General features: G+C 62.4%; 13 protein-coding genes. 8 read left to right on the plus strand and 5 right to left on the minus strand.

The window, feature by feature from the left end; genetic code table 11:
- Positions 1-27: 27 nt before the first annotated feature.
- The gene (locus GKZ68_RS08035; RefSeq protein ID WP_173112994.1) at positions 28-1,356 is read left to right on the plus strand and encodes a M23 family metallopeptidase; all 1,329 of its coding nucleotides are present in this window, start codon (positions 28-30) and stop codon (positions 1,354-1,356) included.
- Between the two features lie 123 nt (positions 1,357-1,479).
- Here the strand turns inward: GKZ68_RS08035 and GKZ68_RS08040 are convergent, their stop codons facing one another.
- From GKZ68_RS08040 to GKZ68_RS08055, 4 genes are all read right to left on the minus strand, one after another.
- Positions 1,480-2,124: a porin family protein gene (locus tag GKZ68_RS08040; RefSeq protein ID WP_173112997.1), complete on the minus strand. Its 645-nt coding sequence runs from the start codon at positions 2,122-2,124 to the stop codon at positions 1,480-1,482.
- Between the two features lie 55 nt (positions 2,125-2,179).
- Complete coding sequence (locus GKZ68_RS08045; RefSeq protein WP_173113000.1) at positions 2,180-2,782, minus strand: hypothetical protein; 603 nt, start codon at positions 2,780-2,782, stop codon at positions 2,180-2,182.
- Between the two features lie 80 nt (positions 2,783-2,862).
- A complete protein-coding gene (locus GKZ68_RS08050) occupies positions 2,863-3,648 on the minus strand; it encodes a hypothetical protein (RefSeq protein ID WP_173113003.1) in 786 nt (261 codons plus the stop codon).
- A 49-nt stretch (positions 3,649-3,697) separates the two neighbouring features.
- Positions 3,698-5,536, minus strand: a complete 1,839-nt coding sequence (locus GKZ68_RS08055; RefSeq protein WP_173113006.1) for a S8 family serine peptidase — start codon at positions 5,534-5,536, stop codon at positions 3,698-3,700.
- 142 nt (positions 5,537-5,678) lie between these two features.
- On the opposite strand from GKZ68_RS08055, the gene GKZ68_RS08060 reads away from it, so the two are divergent.
- Positions 5,679-6,488 carry an OmpA family protein gene (locus GKZ68_RS08060; protein ID WP_173113008.1) on the plus strand — a complete coding sequence of 270 codons (810 nt, stop codon included), beginning with the start codon at positions 5,679-5,681 and terminating at the stop codon, positions 6,486-6,488.
- Positions 6,489-6,581: 93 nt separating this feature from the next.
- Here the strand turns inward: GKZ68_RS08060 and GKZ68_RS08065 are convergent, their stop codons facing one another.
- Positions 6,582-8,651 carry a glycoside hydrolase family 65 protein gene (locus GKZ68_RS08065; RefSeq protein WP_217275338.1) on the minus strand — a complete coding sequence of 690 codons (2,070 nt, stop codon included), beginning with the start codon at positions 8,649-8,651 and terminating at the stop codon, positions 6,582-6,584.
- A 307-nt stretch (positions 8,652-8,958) separates the two neighbouring features.
- On the opposite strand from GKZ68_RS08065, the gene GKZ68_RS08070 reads away from it, so the two are divergent.
- The 6 genes from GKZ68_RS08070 (at position 8,959) to GKZ68_RS08095 (ending at position 20,822) form a co-directional block, all read left to right on the plus strand.
- Positions 8,959-11,754, plus strand: coding sequence for a substrate-binding domain-containing protein (locus tag GKZ68_RS08070; protein WP_173113011.1), 2,796 nt, complete (start codon positions 8,959-8,961; stop codon positions 11,752-11,754).
- A gap of 181 nt (positions 11,755-11,935) precedes the next feature.
- Positions 11,936-13,267, plus strand: coding sequence for a sugar porter family MFS transporter (locus GKZ68_RS08075; protein WP_173113014.1), 1,332 nt, complete (start codon positions 11,936-11,938; stop codon positions 13,265-13,267).
- A gap of 63 nt (positions 13,268-13,330) precedes the next feature.
- The gene (locus GKZ68_RS08080) at positions 13,331-14,212 is read left to right on the plus strand and encodes a carbohydrate kinase (protein WP_254244213.1); all 882 of its coding nucleotides are present in this window, start codon (positions 13,331-13,333) and stop codon (positions 14,210-14,212) included.
- 21 nt (positions 14,213-14,233) lie between these two features.
- Positions 14,234-16,039 carry an alpha-glucosidase gene (locus tag GKZ68_RS08085; RefSeq protein WP_173113017.1) on the plus strand — a complete coding sequence of 602 codons (1,806 nt, stop codon included), beginning with the start codon at positions 14,234-14,236 and terminating at the stop codon, positions 16,037-16,039.
- Between the two features lie 151 nt (positions 16,040-16,190).
- Positions 16,191-19,235: a SusC/RagA family TonB-linked outer membrane protein gene (locus GKZ68_RS08090; RefSeq protein ID WP_173113020.1), complete on the plus strand. Its 3,045-nt coding sequence runs from the start codon at positions 16,191-16,193 to the stop codon at positions 19,233-19,235.
- 24 nt (positions 19,236-19,259) lie between these two features.
- Complete coding sequence (locus tag GKZ68_RS08095) at positions 19,260-20,822, plus strand: RagB/SusD family nutrient uptake outer membrane protein (protein ID WP_173113024.1); 1,563 nt, start codon at positions 19,260-19,262, stop codon at positions 20,820-20,822.
- Positions 20,823-20,858 lie beyond the last annotated feature (36 nt).

Genomic DNA, 20,858 nt, shown 5'->3' on the forward strand with positions numbered 1-20,858 from the left:
GCCTGGTGGCGCGGGCGTTTGCCCACTATGCTTTTTTCGTTCTTTCCACCCGCTGGCAGGCGGCGGGCCGGGGGCTTCCTGGTGGTACTGCTAGCCCTGCTGGCTTCTTGCAGCAAGCCCCAGACCCTAGCCGCGCTTTTCCAGAAAACCACCCCGCATGAGGACTATGCCCGCGCCCTCGACCGCGCCGGCTTACAAGAAGCGGCCCTGGGCCGGCAGTGGCACCGGGCGGCGGCGCAGGCCCTGCGCGACTCGCTGGTAGTGACGTTGCCCATGCTCGAAACCGGTTATTTCCGCCCCGAGCAGCCTATGGCGGCCAGCTACCGCTACGCCGTGCGGGCCGGCGAGCTGGTGCACGTGCGCCTTACGCTGGCGCCCGGCCCCACACTGGCCCCGCGCGTGTTTGTTGATGCCTTCGGGCTAGCCCCCGGCCAGCAACCCCAGTTAGTGAAGTGGACGGCCGCCGACACCACGGCCGCCGGCACCTACGACTACAGCTACCAGGTGGCCGACGATGGCCAGCACCTGCTGCGCGTGCAGCCGGAGTTGCTGGCGGCCGGGCGCTACACGTTGCGCCTGTGGCGCGGGCCGGGGCTCGGGCTGTTTCCGGTGAAGGGCCGCACCGACCAGGCTATCGGCAGCTTCTGGGGCAATGCGCGCGACGGTGGCGCCCGCTGCCACGAAGGCGTCGACATCTTTGCGCCGCGCGGCACTCCCGCCGTGGCGGCTACCGACGGCTACGTCACCCGCACCGGCGAAACCACCCTGGGCGGCCGCGTGGTGTGGTTAGCCGACCCGCAGGGCCAGCATCTCTACTACGCGCACCTGGATAAGCAGCTGGTGCAGCCCGGCCAGCACGTGCGGGCCGGCGACACGCTGGGCCTGGTCGGCAATACCGGCAACGCCCGCACTACCGCGCCGCATCTACACTTCGGCATCTACCGCGTGGGCGGGGCCGTGGACCCGTGGCCGTTTTTGCACCGCGCCGACCCAGTGCCGACTGCGCTGGCTAGCCCCGACCGCCGGGGCGAATGGGTACGCCCGCGCCCGGGGCAGGCCAGCTACCATTTGCCCGCTACACTCCCCTTACTCGTGCTCGGCCAGCGGGCCGACTACCTGCGCGTGGCGCTGCCCAATGGCCAGCACCGCTACGTGGCTGCCCGCACGGTAGCCCCGGCGCAGCCATTGCGCCGCCTGGTGCTGGCGGTGGCCCACGAGATTCAGACGGCGCCCCTGGCCAGCGCCCCGGCGCTAGCAGCCTGGCCTTCGCAAACGGCCGCTACTGTGCTGGGGCAGAGTAATGGCTATGCGCTGCTACGCAACGCGGCTGGCCAGCAGGGCTGGGCGAAGATTTGAGTGCTAGCTCTACCTCCATTTCCTGGAGAGTAGCGCGCGGTTGCACAGGCTTTCTGATAGGTACCAAACGCGGGGCCCGGCCATCTTAGCACTGACGAAGCGTAGGCAATCACTCCCCAATCCCTACCGATATAGGTTGCTACCAGGGGTGGTAGCGAGTTGATACGTGAGCGAGGCTTGAAACGACTGGCGGTACAGGTGCGCGGTGTTGGCCCCCGCATCGTGGGTGAGGGAGAGTAATCCCTGGTAGAGACGAGCATTCACGCCCAGCCTAGCCGAAAACCATGCACCCACCCCCACGCTCGCGCCGGCGTCGAAACGTCGGTAGCCGATGCGCGGGTCCGTTACGTCGTGGCTGGGGTAAATAATAGTTTGATTCACGTGTACAGTACCCATTTCGTGCCCGCCCACGAGCAGGCTGGCCTGCGGGCCGGCCTCCGCGTAAAGCCGGCCCCACGTTAGGCGTAGCAACACGGGTATGTTTAGGTAGCTAAAGCGGGAAGAATACAGTGCTCCGAAACTGGCATCGTAATCCGATGACCGCCTGATGGTCATGCGCTCGTCAGCGTACTGTATTTCCGGCACCAGCGCTAGCCTGCGGGTAAGGGACTGCTGATAGCCCAGACCCGCATGATAGCTAAGCTTATCGTCGGTGCTGGTGTGGTAACCATTGCTGACGGAAGTTGCAAAGCCAGCCAAGCTGCCTCCCGCCCGGCCATAAAGCTGCGCATGAGTGACGAGCGGAATCAGCAGTAGCAAATACTTCATTAATGCATTACTATCCCTTAAATTACCCCCTACTCTTCTTTTAACTACCAATTTATTATTGATTAATAACCAACACCTTATTTAGCTGATGCGAATAGGCTAGCCGGGTTTCGCCGCTGCCGCTGGGGTAGTCGAAGCCCACGGCGCGGGGGTCGTCGCGCAGGCTGGTCCAGGCCTGGGCGTCGAGCTCGGCGGGCTGGGTGGCGCTGGTGGGCACGGCGGGCTGCACGAAGTGGCTAGGGTTGAAAAAGTTATTCATGCCGCGCAGGATGCTGATTTCCTTGTCGCGCACCGTGGCCGACTGGTTGTTGCGCAGGGTGCGGTCGTCGAGCAGGGCGGTGGCGGGCAGCACCTCGTGGCGCAGGGTGTCGCCCTTGCTATTCACCACGAATAAATGGACGCGGCTGCTGAGCACGCGCGGGCCGCGCATCTGCAAAATGAAGTTATCGGGCGCTTGCGGGTCCGAAAAAGTGTGCGTGGTGCGCACAGTATTGAGCACCGTGGCGCCGCCCACGCGCTGGCCCCGGCCGTTGGGAGGCGTGAACTCGGCGTGCGGGTTTTTGGTGGAAGTCGCCGTTTCGCGCTCGGTGCTTACGCAAGAGCTGACCGTGAGCAGAATAGCGGCTATAGCGCCGAGCTTGCAGATAGAGGTAGTCATAAGGCAGAAGAGTTCAGGCAGGCAAAAAAGAAGGCAGCGCTAAGCTAATCGCCGTGTACGCAGGCGTGGCGGCTAGGGGTTCAGAACCAGCCTATCTCCAGACCCAGCTGCCAGCGCGGCGGCTCGGGCAGGTCCGGGCCGCGCAGGGCATCGCTGAGGCGGTAGCGCCCCACCAGGGCCAGCGAGTTGCTGCCCAGGCGCAGGCCCACCCCACCCTGCCAGCGGGCCAGGTAGTCGGGCTGATGCGCCACCACTTCGAGCCGCCCGCCGCTGGGGCCGGGGCCAGCCGTGGCGTAGGTAGTGGCAAAAGCCCAGCCGCCGTAGGCCAGCAGGTCGAGGTAGCGGCCCACGGTGTTGCCCCGGCGCCGGTAGGGGCTCAGGCGCAGGCTAGCCTCGCCTTGCAGCTGGTGGTAGCTGAAGTACTGGCTGTCGAAGCCCCGGCCGAAGGGGCCGGGCCGGGCAGCGTCGGGGTCGAGGCCGTAGCGCAGGTAAGCATAGCGCAGGTCGGTATTAAGGGCAAAGAAGGGGCCGAGCCGCCGCTTGAGCCGGCCGCCCAGCTGCAATTCGGACGATGGAAACCCGTACCGCACCCCGAGCGCGCTCGGGCCGGCGGCCAGCGCATAGCCCAGGTAGAAGTGCCCAAAGTAGCGCCGGTTGGGTCCCGTGCGGCTCGGAATGGTATCGCTGGCCACGTCGGTTTGCAGCAGCACCTGCTGGGCGCGGGCGGCCGGGCCAGCCAGCAGCAGGGCTAGGAGCAGCAACACTACGGGAAGGCGCTTAGTCGTGGGGCCGCGCATGGGCGAATTACTGGCATTAGAAGTCGAAAGAGAAGAGCTACCAAACGCCGCCCGGGTGGCAGCTACCAAAGAAATTGCTCGTAATTCTTCTCGTTTATTTTTTGACCTAAGCCCAGAGCTATTCCGCATATTGACCCGTATAGCCTTGATAATAAACGCGCAGCACGTTGCCATTGCGGGTTAGCCGGCGCGGCACCTGCACCACCAGCCGCTGGGTGGTGGCGCGCACCTCGTAGCGGTGCAGCACGCCGCGCGCATCGGCCAGGTGCCAGTAGAGGCGGGCCGGGTAGGCCGGGTACGGCGGCAGGGCAGGCGGCGGGCCGGGCGGCGTGTCGTGCTCCTTACCCACGGGCCGCACGCTGGGGGCGGGGAGCGTGGGCGTGCCGGGCGGGCGCTCGGGAGTGGGCGGCGTGAGCCAGTCGGTAGCACCGGCGGCCAGCTCGTCGGCTTCGGCCACCAGGGGCAGCGGGCGGGCGGCGGGCACGGTGGCGGCGGGCCGCAGCACCACGGCCACCAGCGAGTCGTGCACCACAAAGTCGAACGTGGGCTCCGGGGCCGGTAGCGGGCCTAGCCGCCGGGCCAGCAGGCGGCTAGCCTCGGGCCGGCCGTAGCCGTGGGCGTAGTCATAATACGGATACAGCTCGCCGGCCTCACGCACCTGCCGAAACAACTCCATCGCCGTGAGCTTGCCGCCGGCCTGTTGGGCGCAGGCCGCCAGCCCCGCCACCAGCGGCGCCGAAAACGACGTGCCCTCCACCCGCTCAAACCCGCCCGAGACATTGGCCGTGAGCACGATGCCGAAGGCCGACACGTCGGGCTTCAGCCGGCGGTCGGCGCTCGGCCCTACCGAGCTGAAGGCCAGGTGCAATCCCGTGGCCGGGTCGAGGCCGCCCACGGCCAGCACCGAGTCGGCATCGGCGGGCGTGCCGATGCGCACCCAGTCGTCGTCGCCGTCGTTGCCGGCGGCGCTCACCACCAGCATACCCTTGCGGGCGGCCAGCGTAGCCGCCCGCCCCACCAGCGAGTGCCGGCCATCCATCTGCTCCGGAAAGTAGCGCTGCTCGGTATAGGCCAGCGACGAGCTAATGATATCGGCGCCCTGCTGGTCGGCCCATTCGACGGCGCGCAGCCAGGCTTCCTCCTCGCGGTAGCGCTCGCTGGCTAGCCCCTCGGTGCGGGCCAGCAGGTAGGTGGCGGCCGGGGCCAGCCCCAGCGCCGGGCCTTGGTGCAGGCTATCGGGGCCGGGCAGGCGGCCAGCCAGGCAGCCCAGCACCTCGGTGCCGTGCGAGCCACCCCGAAATACGCCCGGCTGATTTTTCAGAAAATCATAGGTGGCCGCGATGCGCTTTTCGCGCCGCAGCGCCCGGAAAGCCGGGTGCCAGTCGGCCCCCCGAAAGCCTACGTCGAATACCGCAATGCGTATCCCCTGCCCCAGCAGGCCGGCCCGGCTCAGGTCGGCGCGGCCCAGGGCGGCCGTTTGCTGGCGGGCCAGCAGGTAGTCGGCCGGCGATACGGCGGGTCGGGCCACGGCGATTTGGCTTGGGCTAGCCACTTGTCTTTCGGATGCATAGTAGCTAGCCGGCCGCAACCGGCTGGCCAGTGGCCAGGCCACCACGCTGGCCACGCCGGGCAGCTGGCGCAAGGCGGCGGCCTGGGCCAGTGTGGCGCGGCAGGCCACGGCATTAAACCAGCGGCTAACCAGCGTGAGTGTATCGACCCGCGCTCGCACGGCGGCCACGTAGTCGGCCCGCACGGGGCGGTCGGTGAAGTCGGCGGCGGGCAGGCCCTGGCGCTGGCGGCGCGCCCGCGCGGCCGGGCTAAAATAGCGCGCCGGGTCGAACCGCCCGCCCGCCTTGTCGCGGAAGCTGACCCAGTAGCGGGCCGGTGCCTGGGCCTGGCCAGGGCTTGGCGCAACCAGCAGCCTCAGCAGGCAAAGTAGCAGTAGTAGTAGGCGCATAAAAGGGAAGGGCAGCGCGCAAAAGTACCCCGGCGCCGCGCTCCGGCCCAGGTGGGCAGACAACCTGGGCTTTCGGGCGGCCGTTTAGCCGGAGTGTATCGGCCCGCGCCGGGTCGTTTCTACCACTTTACGTGCGTTAGCCATGTCTTTTGCCTCGAAAAACTTCGCCCCGCCTACCCTGCTGCTGGCCCTGACGCTGCTGGCGCTGCCGGGCTGTAATAAAAAAGAAATCGCCGCCTTACAGCAGCAAAATGCCGACCTCACTAAATCGCGTGACCAGCTGCAAGCCGAGAAGATGGCCCTGCAACAGGCTAAAAACCAGAACGAAGCGACCCTCAGTGCCGACCTACTGGCCAAAACCAACCGCGTGAGTCAGCTCAACCAGACGCTGGGTACTACCGAGCAGGACCTGGCCGGTAAAAATGCCCGCGTGGCCGAGCTGCAGCGCATTCTGGATGAGAAGGATGCCGCCACCAACGCCCTGCGCAAAAAAGTGGCCGACGCCCTGCTGGGCTTCAACTCGCAGGACTTGCAGGTGAACGTCAAAAACGGCAAGGTCTACGTGTCGCTCTCCGAGCAACTGCTGTTCAAATCGGGCTCAACCAAGGTAGACCCAGCCGGCCAGGACGCGCTTATCAAGCTGGCTAACGCCCTGACGGGCAACAAAGATGTGAATATCCTGGTGGAAGGCCACACCGACAACGTGCCCATCAAGGGCGTGGTAAACGGCGCCAAGGACAACTGGGATTTGAGCGTGCTGCGCGCCACCGAAATCACGCGCCTGCTCACTGCCTCGGGTATCGACCCTACCCAAATAACTCCTTCAGGCCGGGGCCAGTACCTGCCCGTAGCCGCCAATGACACGCCCCAGGACAAAGCGCTGAACCGCCGCACCGATATTATTCTGACGCCGAAGCTCGACGAGCTATTTTCAATTTTGAATACGAACTAGCGGCAAAAACTCAGAAAAAGCGCCCGTCATGCTGAGTCTGCCAAAGCATGGCGGGCGTTTTTTATTTAACTACTACTTACTTAGTTACATACCCTAGCGGCTCACCGAGTACGTTTTGCGTCCCGGTCCCACGCCGGTAATTTTCACCGACTGCCAGCCGCTGGGCAGGGTCGTTTTGCGCTGCGCGATGCCTAGCGGGGTGATTTCCAGCCCGCCGAAGCCCATGAGCACGGCTTGCAGCACGCCGCCCGCGCCGGTGGCGAAGTAAGGGTTGGTACCGCCCTTGGTTTCGGCGATGACGCGGAAGGGCGGCAGCAGATTGGGCGTGTAGGCATCCTGGAAGAAGTGCTGGGCCTTGGCACCGTCGCCGAGGCGGGCATATAGCAGGGCAAAAATGGCCTGGGTCATGGCTGGAGTGCCCTCGTTGGGCACGCGGGTTTCGTAGTAGGCCAGGTCTTTCTTAATCTGGCCAGGGTCGGTGATGGTGCCGAGCGGGAAGGCCAGCAGGTTCACATCGCCCTGCTTGATGCCCTCGCCGTGGTAGGTGGCGTGCTCCTTAGTCACGCCGTCGGGCATTTTAAGAATGGGAATATTCTGGGCTACCAGCGCCCAGTCGGCATTGGCAGGGCGGCCCAGCAGCTTAGCGGCGGCGGCGGCGGCGCGCAAATTAGCCTGGGCGGCGGCGTTGGTAAAGGCATCGTTATCCACGTTTTCGGCCCACTCGTCGGAGGCCACCACGTTCTTGATATCGTAGCGGCCGGGGCCGTTGCGCTCGACGCGGCTCGCCCAGAAATCGGCGGTGGCCTGCAAGATGGGCCAGCCCTTCTCGCGCAGCCAGTCCCGGTCCTGCGTCACGCAGTAGTACTGCCAAGCAGCCAGCCCCACGCAGGCCGAAATATGGTGCTCAAACGGCCCGCTCAGCGCCCAAACGGGCGTTTCCTCCACGCCGGTATCGGCGCTTTCCCAGGGGTACATGGCGCCTTTGTAGCCGTGCTCGAAAGCATTGCGCTTCGCTAACTCAAGGCGGTTGAAGCGGTACTCAACTAAGGATTTTGCGATTTCGGGGTGCAGCACCAGCAGCGCCGGGTACATCCACAAGTCGCTGTCCCAGAACACGTGGCCGTTATAGCCTAGCCCCGACAGGCCCATCGGCGAGGGCGAGTAGTCGGTGCCCGCCCGCGAAAAGCTGTAGAGGTGGTACAGCATGCTGTGCACATCCTGCTGGGCCTGGGCATCGCCGGCAAGCTGGATGTCGCTGGCCCACAAGTCCTGCCAGGCTTTCTGGTGAAACTCCAACAGCCGCTGACGGCCTTCGAGGCGCGCAAAAATGGTGAGGCGCTCGGCCTCGTTGAGCGGGTCGGGGTGGTGGGCCGAGGTGATGCTGGAGCCGGCCACGGCGTAAGCGTAGGTTTGGCCGGCTTTCAGCACCTTGCTGAATTTCATGAGGTGCATGTTGTTGTCCCACATCTCATGAATAATGCGCGGCTCCTGCCCGTGCGGCTCTTCAAACAAAAAGCTGTTGCTGGCGCACAGCGTGAGCTTGCCCGTCGGGCTCTTGGCCGACGAAGTGAGCAGGCTGAGCGTGGCGTGCGGCCGGTCGATTTCGTTGTAGTAGTTCTGCGCATCGCGCAGGGCATCGGGCGTTTCCATAACGCTGGCGGCGGTGAGCGCGAGGTCTTTCCTGGCCGCGATGCGCACCTCCATGAGCACCGTGAAGGGCAGGTGGCGCAGGGCATAGTAGGTGTAGCTGATGGTGGCCTTATCGCCGTAGTCGAAGCTGGTGGTAAGGCTAGCCCCCTTCATATCCAGCTCCTGGTGAAATTTGCTGGCATCCTGGGCACCCAGGCGGTGGCCGTCTACCTCCAGGTACATATTCAGCAGGTTGAAGCTGTTGAGAAAGTTGCTGACCCGGCCCCGGCCGTACTGGTCGTAGGCGCCGGCCAGCACCACGTTTTTGACCTGAAACGGTACCGGCGACGACACAATGCCCAGCATGCCGTTGGCCACCGTTACGCCGTAGTAGTGGCTAGGGTCAATTTTATCGGCGCTGATGCGCCAGGGGTCGGGCGGGGCCGGCTGGGCCGCCAGCGGCCGGCTAGCGAGCAGCGCAGTGCTTAGGGCGCACAGGCACACCGCCAGTCGGCACAAGATGGGTGGGAACATAGTAGGTAAGGAAAGGAGCAACGACGCGGGGCGGGCAACTGGCACCCACGGGCGCCGCGCCAGAAAAATCGCCTCAAAGTACGGTCTTCCCCCATAATATCAGCCGCAAGCCATCAATTACCCAGCCTGGGTGAGCCGGCAAAGGACCGGGCGGCATTTCTGCGGTAGCACCTGTTTATATTTTTTTCTCTACCTTACTTCGCCATTAGAAACCTGCACTTGAACCGGCTTGGTTAGTTGGCAGTTAGTTACTACCGGCCGGCGACCCCCGCTGCGCAGGTAGCCGTTACTCTCTTTTTCCCACCCGTTGAAAATTCATTTGCTACCTCAGTTGGGTTGCCGGCTGCTGGCGCTGCTTCTGCTGGCGGGGCTGGCCAGCTGCGCCCCCGCTGCACGCGCGCCGGTCTACCGCATTGGCTTTGCGCAGTGCACCAATGGCGACGCCTGGCGCCAAGCCATGCTGGCGGGGATGGAAAAGGAGCTGAGCTTCCATCCCAACGTGCAGTTTCAGATGCTGGACGCCCGCAACGACACCGATTTGCAGCGGCGCCACATTCAAGAATTTATCCGGCAGCGGGTTGATTTATTAATTATCTCGCCCAACCAGGCTACGCCCCTCGCCGACCTTGTCGATACGGCCTATACCAAGGGCATTCCGGTTATTATCCTCGACCGGCGCACCACCTCCCCCCACTACACGGCCTACGTGGGCGGCAACAGTCTGGAAGTAGGCCGCACGGCCGGCCGCTACGCTGCCCAGCTGCTGCACGGGCGCGGCCAGGTGCTCGAAATACTGGGCCGGCCGGGCTCCTCGCCGGCCAGCGACCGCCACGTAGGCTTTGGGCAGGCCTTGGCCGCCTACCCCAATATGCGCCTGGTAGCGCAGCTCGCGGCCGCCTGGCAGCCCGACCTGGTGCTGGAGCAGCTGCCCGCGCTGCTGCGGGCTCATCCTGGCGTGAATCTCATTTTCGCCCACAACGACCCCATGGCTCGGGCGGCCCACCAAGTGGTGCAGCAACTGCGGCTAGGCCAGCGGGTGCGCATTATCGGGGTCGATGGCCTGCCGGGGCCGGGCAATGGCCTGGAGTTAGTGGCCAATGGCACCTTGCAGGCTACCCTGCTCTACTCGCCAGGCGGTGAGGAAGCTATTCGCACGGCACTACGTATTCTCAACCACGAGCCGTATATCAAGGACAATATCTTGGTTACGATGATAGTAGATTCGGCCAACGTACAGGCCGTGCGTGGCCAGACCGAGCGGCTGCTAGCCCAGCAGCGCGATATTTTTCGGCAGCAGCAGCGCTGGCAGCAGCAGCAGCAGCGCTACGACAACCAGAAGATGCTGGTGTACCTGCTGCTGGCCAGCCTGCTCGGGGCCGTGCTGCTGGGGGCCCTGGCCTGGCGGTCGTCGCGCCTCAACCAGCGCATCCGGCGGGTGCTGGAAGGACAGAATGCCGAAATCAGCCAGCAACGCAATCAGATTGAGGACCTGGCCGAGCAGGCCCGAGCCGCCGCCGAGGAAGTACGCCGCACCTCCGAGGCTAAGCTGCGCTTTTTCACCAACTTCTCGCACGAGCTACGCACGCCGCTCACCCTCATTCTGGGGCCGGTTGAGGACCTGCTCACCAGCCCGGCCGACGACCTCACGCCCACGCAGCGCCACGACCTGAGCCTGGTGCGCCGCAACGCCCAGCGCTTGTTGCAGCTCGTCAATCAGCTCATGGATTTTCGTAAAATCGACGTGGGCAAGATGGCCGTGCACGCCACCGAAGGCGACCTAGTGGGCTTCGTGCGCGAAATCATGGACGTATTTGAGAAAACCGCTCGGCGGCGCGGCATCACCTTCCGCTTCGCAGCGGCCAAGCCGGTTATCTTCCTCTGGTTCGACGGCGAGATTCTCGACAAGGTTTTTTTCAATCTCCTCTCCAACGCCTTTAAATACACCCCTGACGGTGGTCAGATTACGGTCAGCATCGGGCTCGATAAGGCCACTAAAACCGTGTGCGTCAGCGTGGCCGATACCGGCCGCGGCATTGCCCAAGCCGACCAGCCGCACATTCTGGAGTGGTTTTACCAGGGCAGCCAGCCCACGCCCAACAGCTCGGGGCTAGGGCTGGCACTGGCCGACGGCCTTACCCGGCTGCACCAGGGCACGCTGGCGTTCACCAGCGAGCCCGGCCAGGGCAGCACCTTCGAGGTGCGCCTGCCGCTCGAAAAGCCCGCCGCGTTTCTCGACGACCTAGAGCCCGGCGCGTGGCGGCTGGGCACCGCCGCGGCCCTGCCAGCCGAAGAGCCGGCCCCCAGCCAGCCGGCCAGCACCCCGCCCATCCGCTCCGATGCCACCGCCCTCGTCATTGAAGACAATGATGAGGTGCGCGAGTTTTTAGTGCAAAAGCTACAGCCACATTTTCAGGTGAGCACAGCGGCCGACGGCGCCGCCGGCCTGCGCCAAGCCAGCGAAACCATCCCCGACGTGATAGTGTGCGACGTGGGCCTGCCCGAACTCAGCGGCCTGGAAGTAGCCACCGCGCTCAAAAGCGATTGGCGCACCTCGCACATCCCGCTGGTGCTGCTCACGGCCCAGAATGCGCCCGAGCAGCAGGTAGCCGGCGTGCAGGCCGGCGCTGACCTGTACCTCACCAAGCCCTTCAACCCCACTTTTTTGCTCGAAAGCCTGCGCACGCTACTGCGCAACCGCGACCAGCAGCGCGAGCATTTTCATCGCCAGCTATCGGGCGCGCCACCCACGGCCGTGCCGCAGCGGGTAGACCAGAAGTTTCTGGCCGACTTAGCCGCCATCATCGAGGGCCGGCTCGACCAGCCTAGCCTGGGCGTCGATGACATTGCCCACAGCCTGGGCGTGTCGCGCACGCAGCTCTACCGCAAGGTAAAGGCGCTGCTTGGCACCGGCGTCACGGAGTACATTCAAACGGTGCGCCTCACCAAGGCCCGGCAACTGCTGCTCCAGGAAGGCAGCACTGTGGCCGACGTAGCTTACCAAACGGGTTTTTCTTCACCCTCCTACTTTTCCACCGCCTTCAAGGGCAAGTACCAAGTATCACCCTCTGAGTTTAAGGCCTTGCATACGCACCTACGGGTCTGACCGATTTTTAGAAGTATGGCGCAAAAATGCAGATTCGCCCGGGTGAGTTAGCACTCACTATCATTTTATCTTGCTTGTAGACAAGTAATTAAATCAGGCGCATTATTTTTAAATGCATTTGGTATGCTCGTGAATGCCTAGCGCCCCCTTAGCCTGGACTTTTGTCCAAACGGTTCTGGTCATGGTGCAACGCAACGTTCTTTTTTGGTCTATTGTCACGGCGCTGGGCGGCTTCCTGTTCGGCTTCGACACGGCCGTTATCTCGGGGGCCGAGAAAGCTATTCAGCAGTTGTGGCAGCTGAGCGCGGTGCAGCACGGCTTCACCATTTCCATTGCCCTTATCGGCACGGTACTGGGGGCTATGTTTGGTGGCATTCCGAGCGACCGGCTGGGCCGCCGCCAGACGCTGCGGTGGATTGCGGTGCTCTACCTGGTATCGGCCGTAGGCGCGGCCCTAGCCCCGGCCTGGGTGCCGTTTATGGTCTTTCGCTTTTTGGGCGGGCTAGGCGTGGGCGCCTCGTCGGTCACGGCGCCGCTCTACATCTCCGAGATTTCGCCGGCCGATTCGCGCGGTAAGCTCGTGGGACTGTTTCAGTTCAACATCGTGTTCGGCATTCTGGCCGCTTATCTTTCCAACTACCTGCTGGCTAACGTGGGTGAGCACTCATGGCGGCTCATGCTGGGCGTGCAGGCAGTGCCGGCCCTGGCCTTTTTGCTCTTCCTGTTTCGGGTGCCCGAAAGCCCGCGCTGGCTGCTGCTGCACGGCCGCCTCGCCGAGGGCAAAGACGTGCTGCGCCTCATTAGCCCTAGCACGGTGGAGGCCGACACGGCCGCCATTCTGACCGCGCAGGCGGCGGCCGGGCAGGAAAGCGAGTCGCTGTGGGCGCGGCAATACCGCACGCCGGTGCTGCTGGCAATGGCTTTCGCATTCTTCAACCAAGTGTCTGGTATCAACGCTATTATCTACTACGCACCGCGCATTTTTGAGATGACGGGGCTGGGCCAGGGCGCGGCACTACTCTCATCGGCGGGCATCGGGCTAGTCAACTTCTGCTTCACACTACTGGGCGTTAATGTCATTGACCGGTTTGGGCGGCGCTCGCTCATGCTGGTCGGCTCGCTAGGGCTCATTGCCACGCTGGGACTGGTGGCGATGGCCTTCTATACCCAACGCTTCCAACTCTTTGGCGGGTTGCTGGTGCCAGGCTTACTCTTTGCCTACATCGCCTTTTTCGCCTTTTCGCAGGGCGCGGTTATCTGGGTATTTATCTCCGAGATTTTCCCGAATGCCGTGCGGGCCAAGGGCCAGGCGCTGGGCTCCAGCACGCACTGGGTGATGGCGACGGTCATCGCCTTCACCTTTCCCTACTTCGCCGAGCGCCTGGGCGGCGGCAACACGTTCGCCTTTTTCTGCGGCATGATGGTCCTGCAGCTCGTGTTCGTGCTGCGCTTCATGCCCGAAACCAAGGGTACCAGCCTCGAAGGCGTAGCCAAAACGCTGGTCATGCACTAGGTCATCTGCTAGGGGTATTTCACTTTAAAACTGCTCGTTGACTAAACTTTACTCTTCGCTCGTATGGCTATCACCTGCTTTGGAGAAATGCTGTGGGACGTGCTGCCCACGGGCAAGCAGCCCGGCGGCGCCCCGCTCAACGTGGCCGTGCACCTGCGCAATTTTGGGCGTGAGGCGCTGCTCATCAGCCGCGTGGGCCACGACGACCTGGGCACCGAGCTGCTCGCCTTCGTGCAAAGCAAGGGCCTGAGCACCCGCTACATCCAGCGCGGCGAAACCCACCTGACGGGCGTGGTAAAAGCCAACGTGAGCGACAGCCACGAAGTGACTTATAAGATAGTGCAGCCCGTGGCCTGGGACTATATTCAGTACGAAGACGCGCTGGGCCCATTGGTCGAGAGCGCCGAGGCGTTCGTATTTGGCAGCCTGGCTGCCCGCAGCGGGGCCACCCGCGAAACACTTTATCGCCTGCTCCAACGCGCTGCTTTTAAGGTATTTGACGTCAATCTGCGCGCCCCGCACTACTCACGCAACGTGGTGACCTACCTACTGCGGCAGGCCAATCTGGTGAAGCTTAACCACCACGAGCTGGCCGAAATCATGGGTTGGTTTGGGGCTAGCCCCGACGAAGAAACCGCCCTGCACTGGCTCGCCGACCGCTTTCAGCTGCAAGCCGTGTGCGTGACCAAAGGGGCCGACGGGGCCGTGCTCTGGACCGACCAGCAGCTCTTCCGCAGCCCCGGCATCCCGGTACAGGTGCAGGACACCATTGGCAGCGGCGATGCTTTTCTGGCCGCGCTGCTGAAGGGCTGGTTAGCCGGCCAGCCGCCGGCCGAGGCGCTAGCCTTTGCCTGCGCGGCGGGCTCACTGGTGGCCTCCTACCAAGGCGCCACGCCCGCCATCTCCGAGGCCGATGTGTTGTCGCTAGCCGCTTCTATCGCTTGACTTGCCGCTTTTTAACGAATTATGCTCTTTCCCTTTTTACCTGTTTCTTACTCGGCTAAGCTCCGGCTGGCGGTGGTGGTGCTGGTGGGCGCGGCTTCGGCGTGCAACCAGTCTGCCAAAACCGAAACGGCAACTACCACGACAACCGCCCAGGCTAGCCCGGCCGCCAGCCTCGACAAGCCCGCCGGCTGGTGGAAGGAAACGGTTGTTTATCAGCTTTATCCGCGCAGCTTTCAGGATAGCAACGGCGACGGCGTGGGCGACCTTAAGGGTATCATCTCCCGACTCGATTATTTGAAAAGCCTCGGGGTGGGCACGGTCTGGCTGAACCCGATTTACGCCTCGCCCAACGATGACAACGGCTACGATATCAGCGACTACCGGCAGATAATGCCGGAGTTTGGCACGATGGCCGACTTCGACGCGCTGCTCAAAGGAATGCACGCCCGCGGCATCAAGCTGGTGATGGACCTGGTAGTGAACCACAGCTCGGACGAGCACGCCTGGTTTACCTCGGCCCGCGCCTCGCGCACCAGCCCCTACCGCGACTACTACTACTGGTGGCCGGCCGAAAAAGGCACGCCGCCGGCGCGCTTCAGCACCTTCGACGTGAAGAATAACGCCTGGCAGTACGATGCGCCCACCAAGAGCTACTACTTGCATTACTTCTCGAAAAAGCAGCCCGACCTGAACTGGAACAACCCCAAGCTGCGCCAGGAAGTGTACAACATCATGCGCTTCTGGGCCGATAAGGGCATCGACGGCTTCCGCATGGATGCCTTCCAGTTTGTGGCCAAAGACCCGACGTTTCCGCCCATGCCGGGCCTTACGCAGGCCAACTATACCAACGCCTACAACCACGGCCCGCACCTGCACGACTACCTCAAGGAGATTAACCAGCAGGTGCTCAGCCACTACAACCTGATGACCGTGGCCGAGGGCGCCGGCCGCAATCCCACCGAGGCCATGCTCTTTGTGGACCCCGCCCGCAAGGAGCTCGACATGACCTATCACTTTGAGGGCGTGGGTGTGGGCAGCGGTGCCGACACCTACAAGCTCACCGCCCTCAAGCGGGTGTTTACGAAGTGGGACAGCGCTTTTGCTCTGAAAGGCTGGCAGGCCATCGACCTCGGTAACCACGACCAGCCGCGCATGGTGAGCAAGTTTGGCGACGACCGGCCCGCCTTCCGCGCGCCTTCGGCCAAGCTACTGAATACGTTTATCTTAACAATGCGCGGCACGCCCTATTGCTACAACGGCGACGAGCTGGGCATGACCAATAGTCCCTTCAACGGCATTGCCGAATACCGCGACGTGGCTGCCCGCAATGCCTACGCGCTGCTGCAGGAGCAGCGCGGCAACGAGGCCGCTTTTTTCCACTCGCTAGCCCGCTTCTCGCGCGACAACAGCCGCACGCCCTTCCAGTGGAACGCCTCGGCCAATGCGGGCTTCACTACCGGCACGCCCTGGATTAAGGTCAATCCTAACTACGTGACCGTCAACGAGGCTAGTGAGGACAAGGACTCGACCTCGGTGCTCAACCACTTCCGGCGGGCCATTGCCGTGCGCAAGCAGCATAAGGTGCTGGTATATGGTCACTACCAACTGCTCGACGCAGCCAACCCGCACATCTACGCCTACACCCGCACGCTAGGGTCTGAAAAGGCACTGGTGGTGCTCAACTTCTCGTCGGCGCCGCAGCGCTGGCCCTTGCCGGCCGGCCTCACCCCTAGCGGTACTCCCTGGCTCAATAATTATCCGGCGGCCCCTAGCGGGCCGGCCCTGGCGCTTCAGCCCTGGCAAGCGGTGGTGTATCACCTACGCTAGTCTTTGAAGGTCAGTTCCTTATTTTCTACCAACTTTTTTCCCAGGTTTCACTCAGCCGCTGCGCCTTTTACAGCCTTTTTCCGGAATCGATTGCGGTAGGCGGCCAGGGGCTGGGTGTTTTCAGCATTTCCCACTTTAACCCTTTTCACTCATGCGTAACACCTGTTACTCAACTCACCAAGCCTACGAGCAGCCGGCGGCCCGGTCGGCGCTCAGCGGCAAGACGCTGCTGCTGGCTCTGTTTGTACCCCTAGCCGGCTATGCCCAAACCGCGCGCGAGGTATCGGGCAAGGTGACGGATAATACTGGCACCGGCCTGCCCGGCGTGACGGTGCTCGTGACGGGCACGTCCGTGGGGGCAAGCACCGGGGCCGACGGTAGCTTCCGGCTGCAGGTGCCGGCCACGGCTACCTCCCTCACGGTCTCGTTTGTGGGCTACGCCAAGCAAACGGTCGATATTACGGGCCGCAATACGGTAACCATTGCGCTAAAAGACGACGCCCAGGCACTGAGCGACGTGGTGGTAGTTGGCTACGGCACGGTCAAGAAAAGTGACCTGACCGGGGCAGTGAGTGCCCTAAATCCGAAAGATTTCAATAAGGGTACCTTCACCTCGCCCGACCAGTTGATTCAGGGCCGCGCCTCGGGCGTGCAGGTGACGCAGAATAGCGGGCAGCCCGGCGGCGCCAGCACCATCCGCATCCGAGGCAACTCGGCCGTGACGGGCACTGGCCAGCCGCTGTACGTGGTAGATGGCGTGCCGCTCGATGGCCGCTCGGCCACGCCTGGCTCTTCTACTGCTTTCGGCGATAGCCCAGCTAGCAACCCGCTCAACTTCCTCAATCCGGCCGATATTGAAAGCATCGACATCTTGAAAGATGCTTCGGCCACCGCTATTTACGGTTCGCGTGCAGCCTACGGCGTAGTAATTATCACCACCAAGCGGGGCAAGGCGGGCGAAACCCGCATTGACTTTGGCGCGGCAGCCGGCTTCTCGCGCATTTTGCGCCGCATCGATGTGCTGAATGCCGACCAGTACCGACAGGCGCTGACCTACTACGGCGCCCCGGCCACCAACGACAAGGGCCAGAACAATGACCCGTTCGGCGCTATTCTGCAAAATGGCCCGCTCCAGAACTACAACCTAGCAGCCAGCGGCGGCACCGAATACAACCGCTACCGCGTGTCGCTAGGCTACCTCAACCAAAAGGGTATCATCAAAAACTCGGGTATTGAGAAATACAGCGGCGCGTTTGCAGGCAATTTCAAATTCTTGGAAAGCAAGCGACTAGGCCTCGATGCTAACTTAAAAGTAACGCAGTCCAATGAGCAGTTGGCCCCCATTACCAATAACGGTGACTACCGGGGTACGGTAATCGGCCAGGCGCTGGCTTGGAACCCCACCGACTCGCTCTACAGCGCCAACGGCCTGCCGATAGCGCGCCTGGGCAGCAGCACCATCAACCCGGTGGCCATGCTAGCCTACTACCACGACCGCGCCCGCACCACCACGGCGCAGGTATCGCTCTCGCCCTATTACAAATTCAACGACTGGCTGGAGTACCGCGCCTTGGTGGCAGGCACCTACAGTACGGGCCAGCGCCGCACCAGCATCGACCAGCGCCTCAACATCTCTGATTATCAGCAGGTGGGCTACGCGCAAATCAATACGGCCGAGCTGCTGACGCAGCAAATGACCCACACGCTGAACTTCAACAAAAAGCTGGGCAGCAGCTTCAACCTCAATGCCCTGCTAGGCTACGAGTACCAGCGGTTTAATAATACTACTACTTCGCTCAGCGGCCGCGGGCCGGTGAACACGGTAACGGGGGCCCCCATTGGCTTCGGTACTTACGGGCTCGACTACACCAACTACATCCAGTACTCCAACCCCTCGGGCCGCTCTGTCTCCTCGACTGTTGACCCCATTTCGGAGCTTCAGTCATACTTTGGTCGGGTTATTTTGAACTACAAGGACCGCTACCTGCTGACGGCTACGTTACGCTCGGACGGCTCCACGAAGTTTGGCTCCAATCACCGCTACGGCTACTTCCCATCGGTGTCGGCGGCCTGGGATATCAGCCAGGAAGAATTCTTCAAGGTGTCGGCCATCAACCAGATGAAGCTGCGTGCCGGCTACGGCCGCACCGGCAACCAGGAATTCCCGGCCGGCTCAGCACAGTCGCAGTACACGTTCCAGAATAACAACGGGGGCCTAGCGCAGATTACCAACGCCAACCCTGACCTGAAATGGCAGTCGGACGAGCAATTTGATATTGGCACGGACCTCGCGCTGTTCAACAACCGCCTGACCATAACGGCCGACTACTTCTACAAGCGTACCACCGACCTGCTGTTTCCCCGTAACCCGGGCTACCCATCGGCACCGGGCGGCAGCGTTATCTGGTTTAACCTGAACCCTGGGCAAGTTGTGAACAAAGGCGTTGAGCTTATCGCCAACGCCACTATTTTCGACACACCGAAGTTTGGCTTCACCATTGGTGGTAATACCACCTTCGTGCGCAACTCGGTAAGCAATCTGCCCGAAGCTCTCATCATTCAAACCGGTACGCTAAACGGGCAGGGCTTGTCGGGGGTACTTTCCGAAACCATCCAGAACGGCCAGCCCATCAACGGCTTCCAGCTGCCTGTCTACAACGGTATCAACCCAACTACGGGCCTCTACAATGACTTTGGCGCCCGTCAATACGCCGGCAACCCCAATCCCACCACCCTGCTAGGCCTCAACACGACGCTGCGCTTTGCCAAGCTTTCGCTCACGGCTAATTTCACGGGGGCATTTGGCAACGTACTCTACAACAACACCTTCAATAGCGTATTGAACGTGAGCCAGATTCGGGCCGGCAAGAACATTTCGCTAGCCGAGTACCAGTCGGGCGTAAAAGAATCGCTCTCCAACGCCGTAACGCCCTCGACCCGCTACTTAGAAAGCGGCAACTACCTGAAGCTCTCCAACCTGACGCTCTCCTACTCTGTGGGCGATGTGGCCGGGGTATTCAAAGGCCTGAATGTGTACGCCATCGGGCAGAACTTATTACTTTTCACTCACTATCGTGGTTTCGACCCCGAAGTGAACACCAACAAGGCTAACGGCGTGGTGCCCTCGGCTGGCATCGACTACACGGGTTATCCCTCGGCCCGCACGTTCACGTTCGGCTTCAACTTCTCGCTGTAATCCCACCCAAGCTTTTATCTAGATATGAAAAAGACCCTAAGTGCAGCCGCCCTGCTAGCTATGCTGCAGTTGGCCAATAGCTGCAAGATTAACGAAGACCTGCAGGGTACCGCCACCTCCGACCAGGCGGCTACCGGCAACGCTTCGTCGCTACTCGACGGCGTTTACAACTCAATGCGCTCCCCTTTTCAGGGCGCTACGCAAGTGTTTGCCCTTTCGGAGGTAACTACCGACGAGCGCCTGATGCCGACCCGCGCCGGCGACTGGGACGATAACGGGGTGTGGCGGCAGCTGCACCAGCATACCTGGGACGCCAACCACAGCCAGGTGCGCGACGCCTACGCCAATCTGGGTGGTATCGTGTTTGCGGCCACCGATATGCTGCAAACTAAGTTTGCCGCTACGGCGACCCAGCAGGCGCAAGCGCGCTTCCTACGTGCTTTTGCCATGTACTGGACGCTTGACCTCTACGACCAGGTGCCGTACCGGGAGCCGGGTGAGCTGGTATCGACCAACGCCCAAGTACGTAAAGGCTCGGCCGCGCTCGACTATATCATTGCGGAAGTAACCGCCGCGCTGCCCAACCTGCCCGATGCGCCCGCTAGCCGGGCTACCAAGGATGCAGCCCGTTGCCTACTCATGAAGTGCTACCTCAACCGGGGGGTTTACTCCAACCGGCAGACGCCGACCTTTGCTGCGGCCGATATGAACATGGTCGTGACCCTAGCCGACCAGATTATCAGCAGCGGGCGCTATACGTTCGCGAAGAACTACTTCGACAATTTCGCGCCCGATAACACCAATATTGGTACGGAAAATATTTTCACCGAGCTCAATATCGGGGGCGTCAGCAGCGGGGCGCAGTATGATTTGTGGCGCTTTATCTCGCACTACAACATGAACCCCAGTGGCTATAACGGCCCCTGCGCCTTGCCTAGCTTCTACAATAAATACGAGGCATCAGACCTGCGTCGGGGGCAGGTATACTCGTACACAAACGGTCCTGCTAACCCTGGCCAGCACGTCAACGTGGGTTACCTCATCGGGCAGCAGTATAGCCTGCTGACTGGTGCAGCCCTAACCGACCGCCTAGGGAATCCGCTTTCCTTCACCGCCTCGGTAAATATCATAGAAACCGGTGCCAACCTTGAGGTAACCGGCATCCGCCCTATGAAGTATCCTCCCGACTTCACTAACAACGGCGCAGGTACTATCGATAACGATATGGTGCACTTCCGCCTGCCCGACGTTATTCTAATGAAGGCTGAGGCCATTATGCGCGGGGCTACGGGCACCACGGCCGGCTCCTACGGCAGCACGCCGCTGGCGCTGGTTAATTCCGTCCGCACGCATCCTACCCGTGCGGCCAGCGCGCTTGCCAGCGTGAGCCTCACCGACATCTACGACGAGCGCGGCCGTGAGCTGTACCTGGAGCTGTGGCGCCGCCAGGATATGGTACGCTTCGGTAAGTTCTTGGGCCCTATTGAGCAAGGCCCCACGAGTTCAGACCCCAAATACCTGATTTTCCCGATTCCGAACCAGCAACTGGCCGTGAATCCCAACCTTACTCAGAACCCTGGGTATTAACAGGTAAGCGCTAGGCCCGAAAGCAGCAGCGGTTGG

The sequence above is a fragment of the Hymenobacter sp. BRD128 genome (genome assembly GCF_013256625.1).
In the GTDB taxonomy this organism is placed as follows: Bacteria; Bacteroidota; Bacteroidia; order Cytophagales; family Hymenobacteraceae; genus Hymenobacter.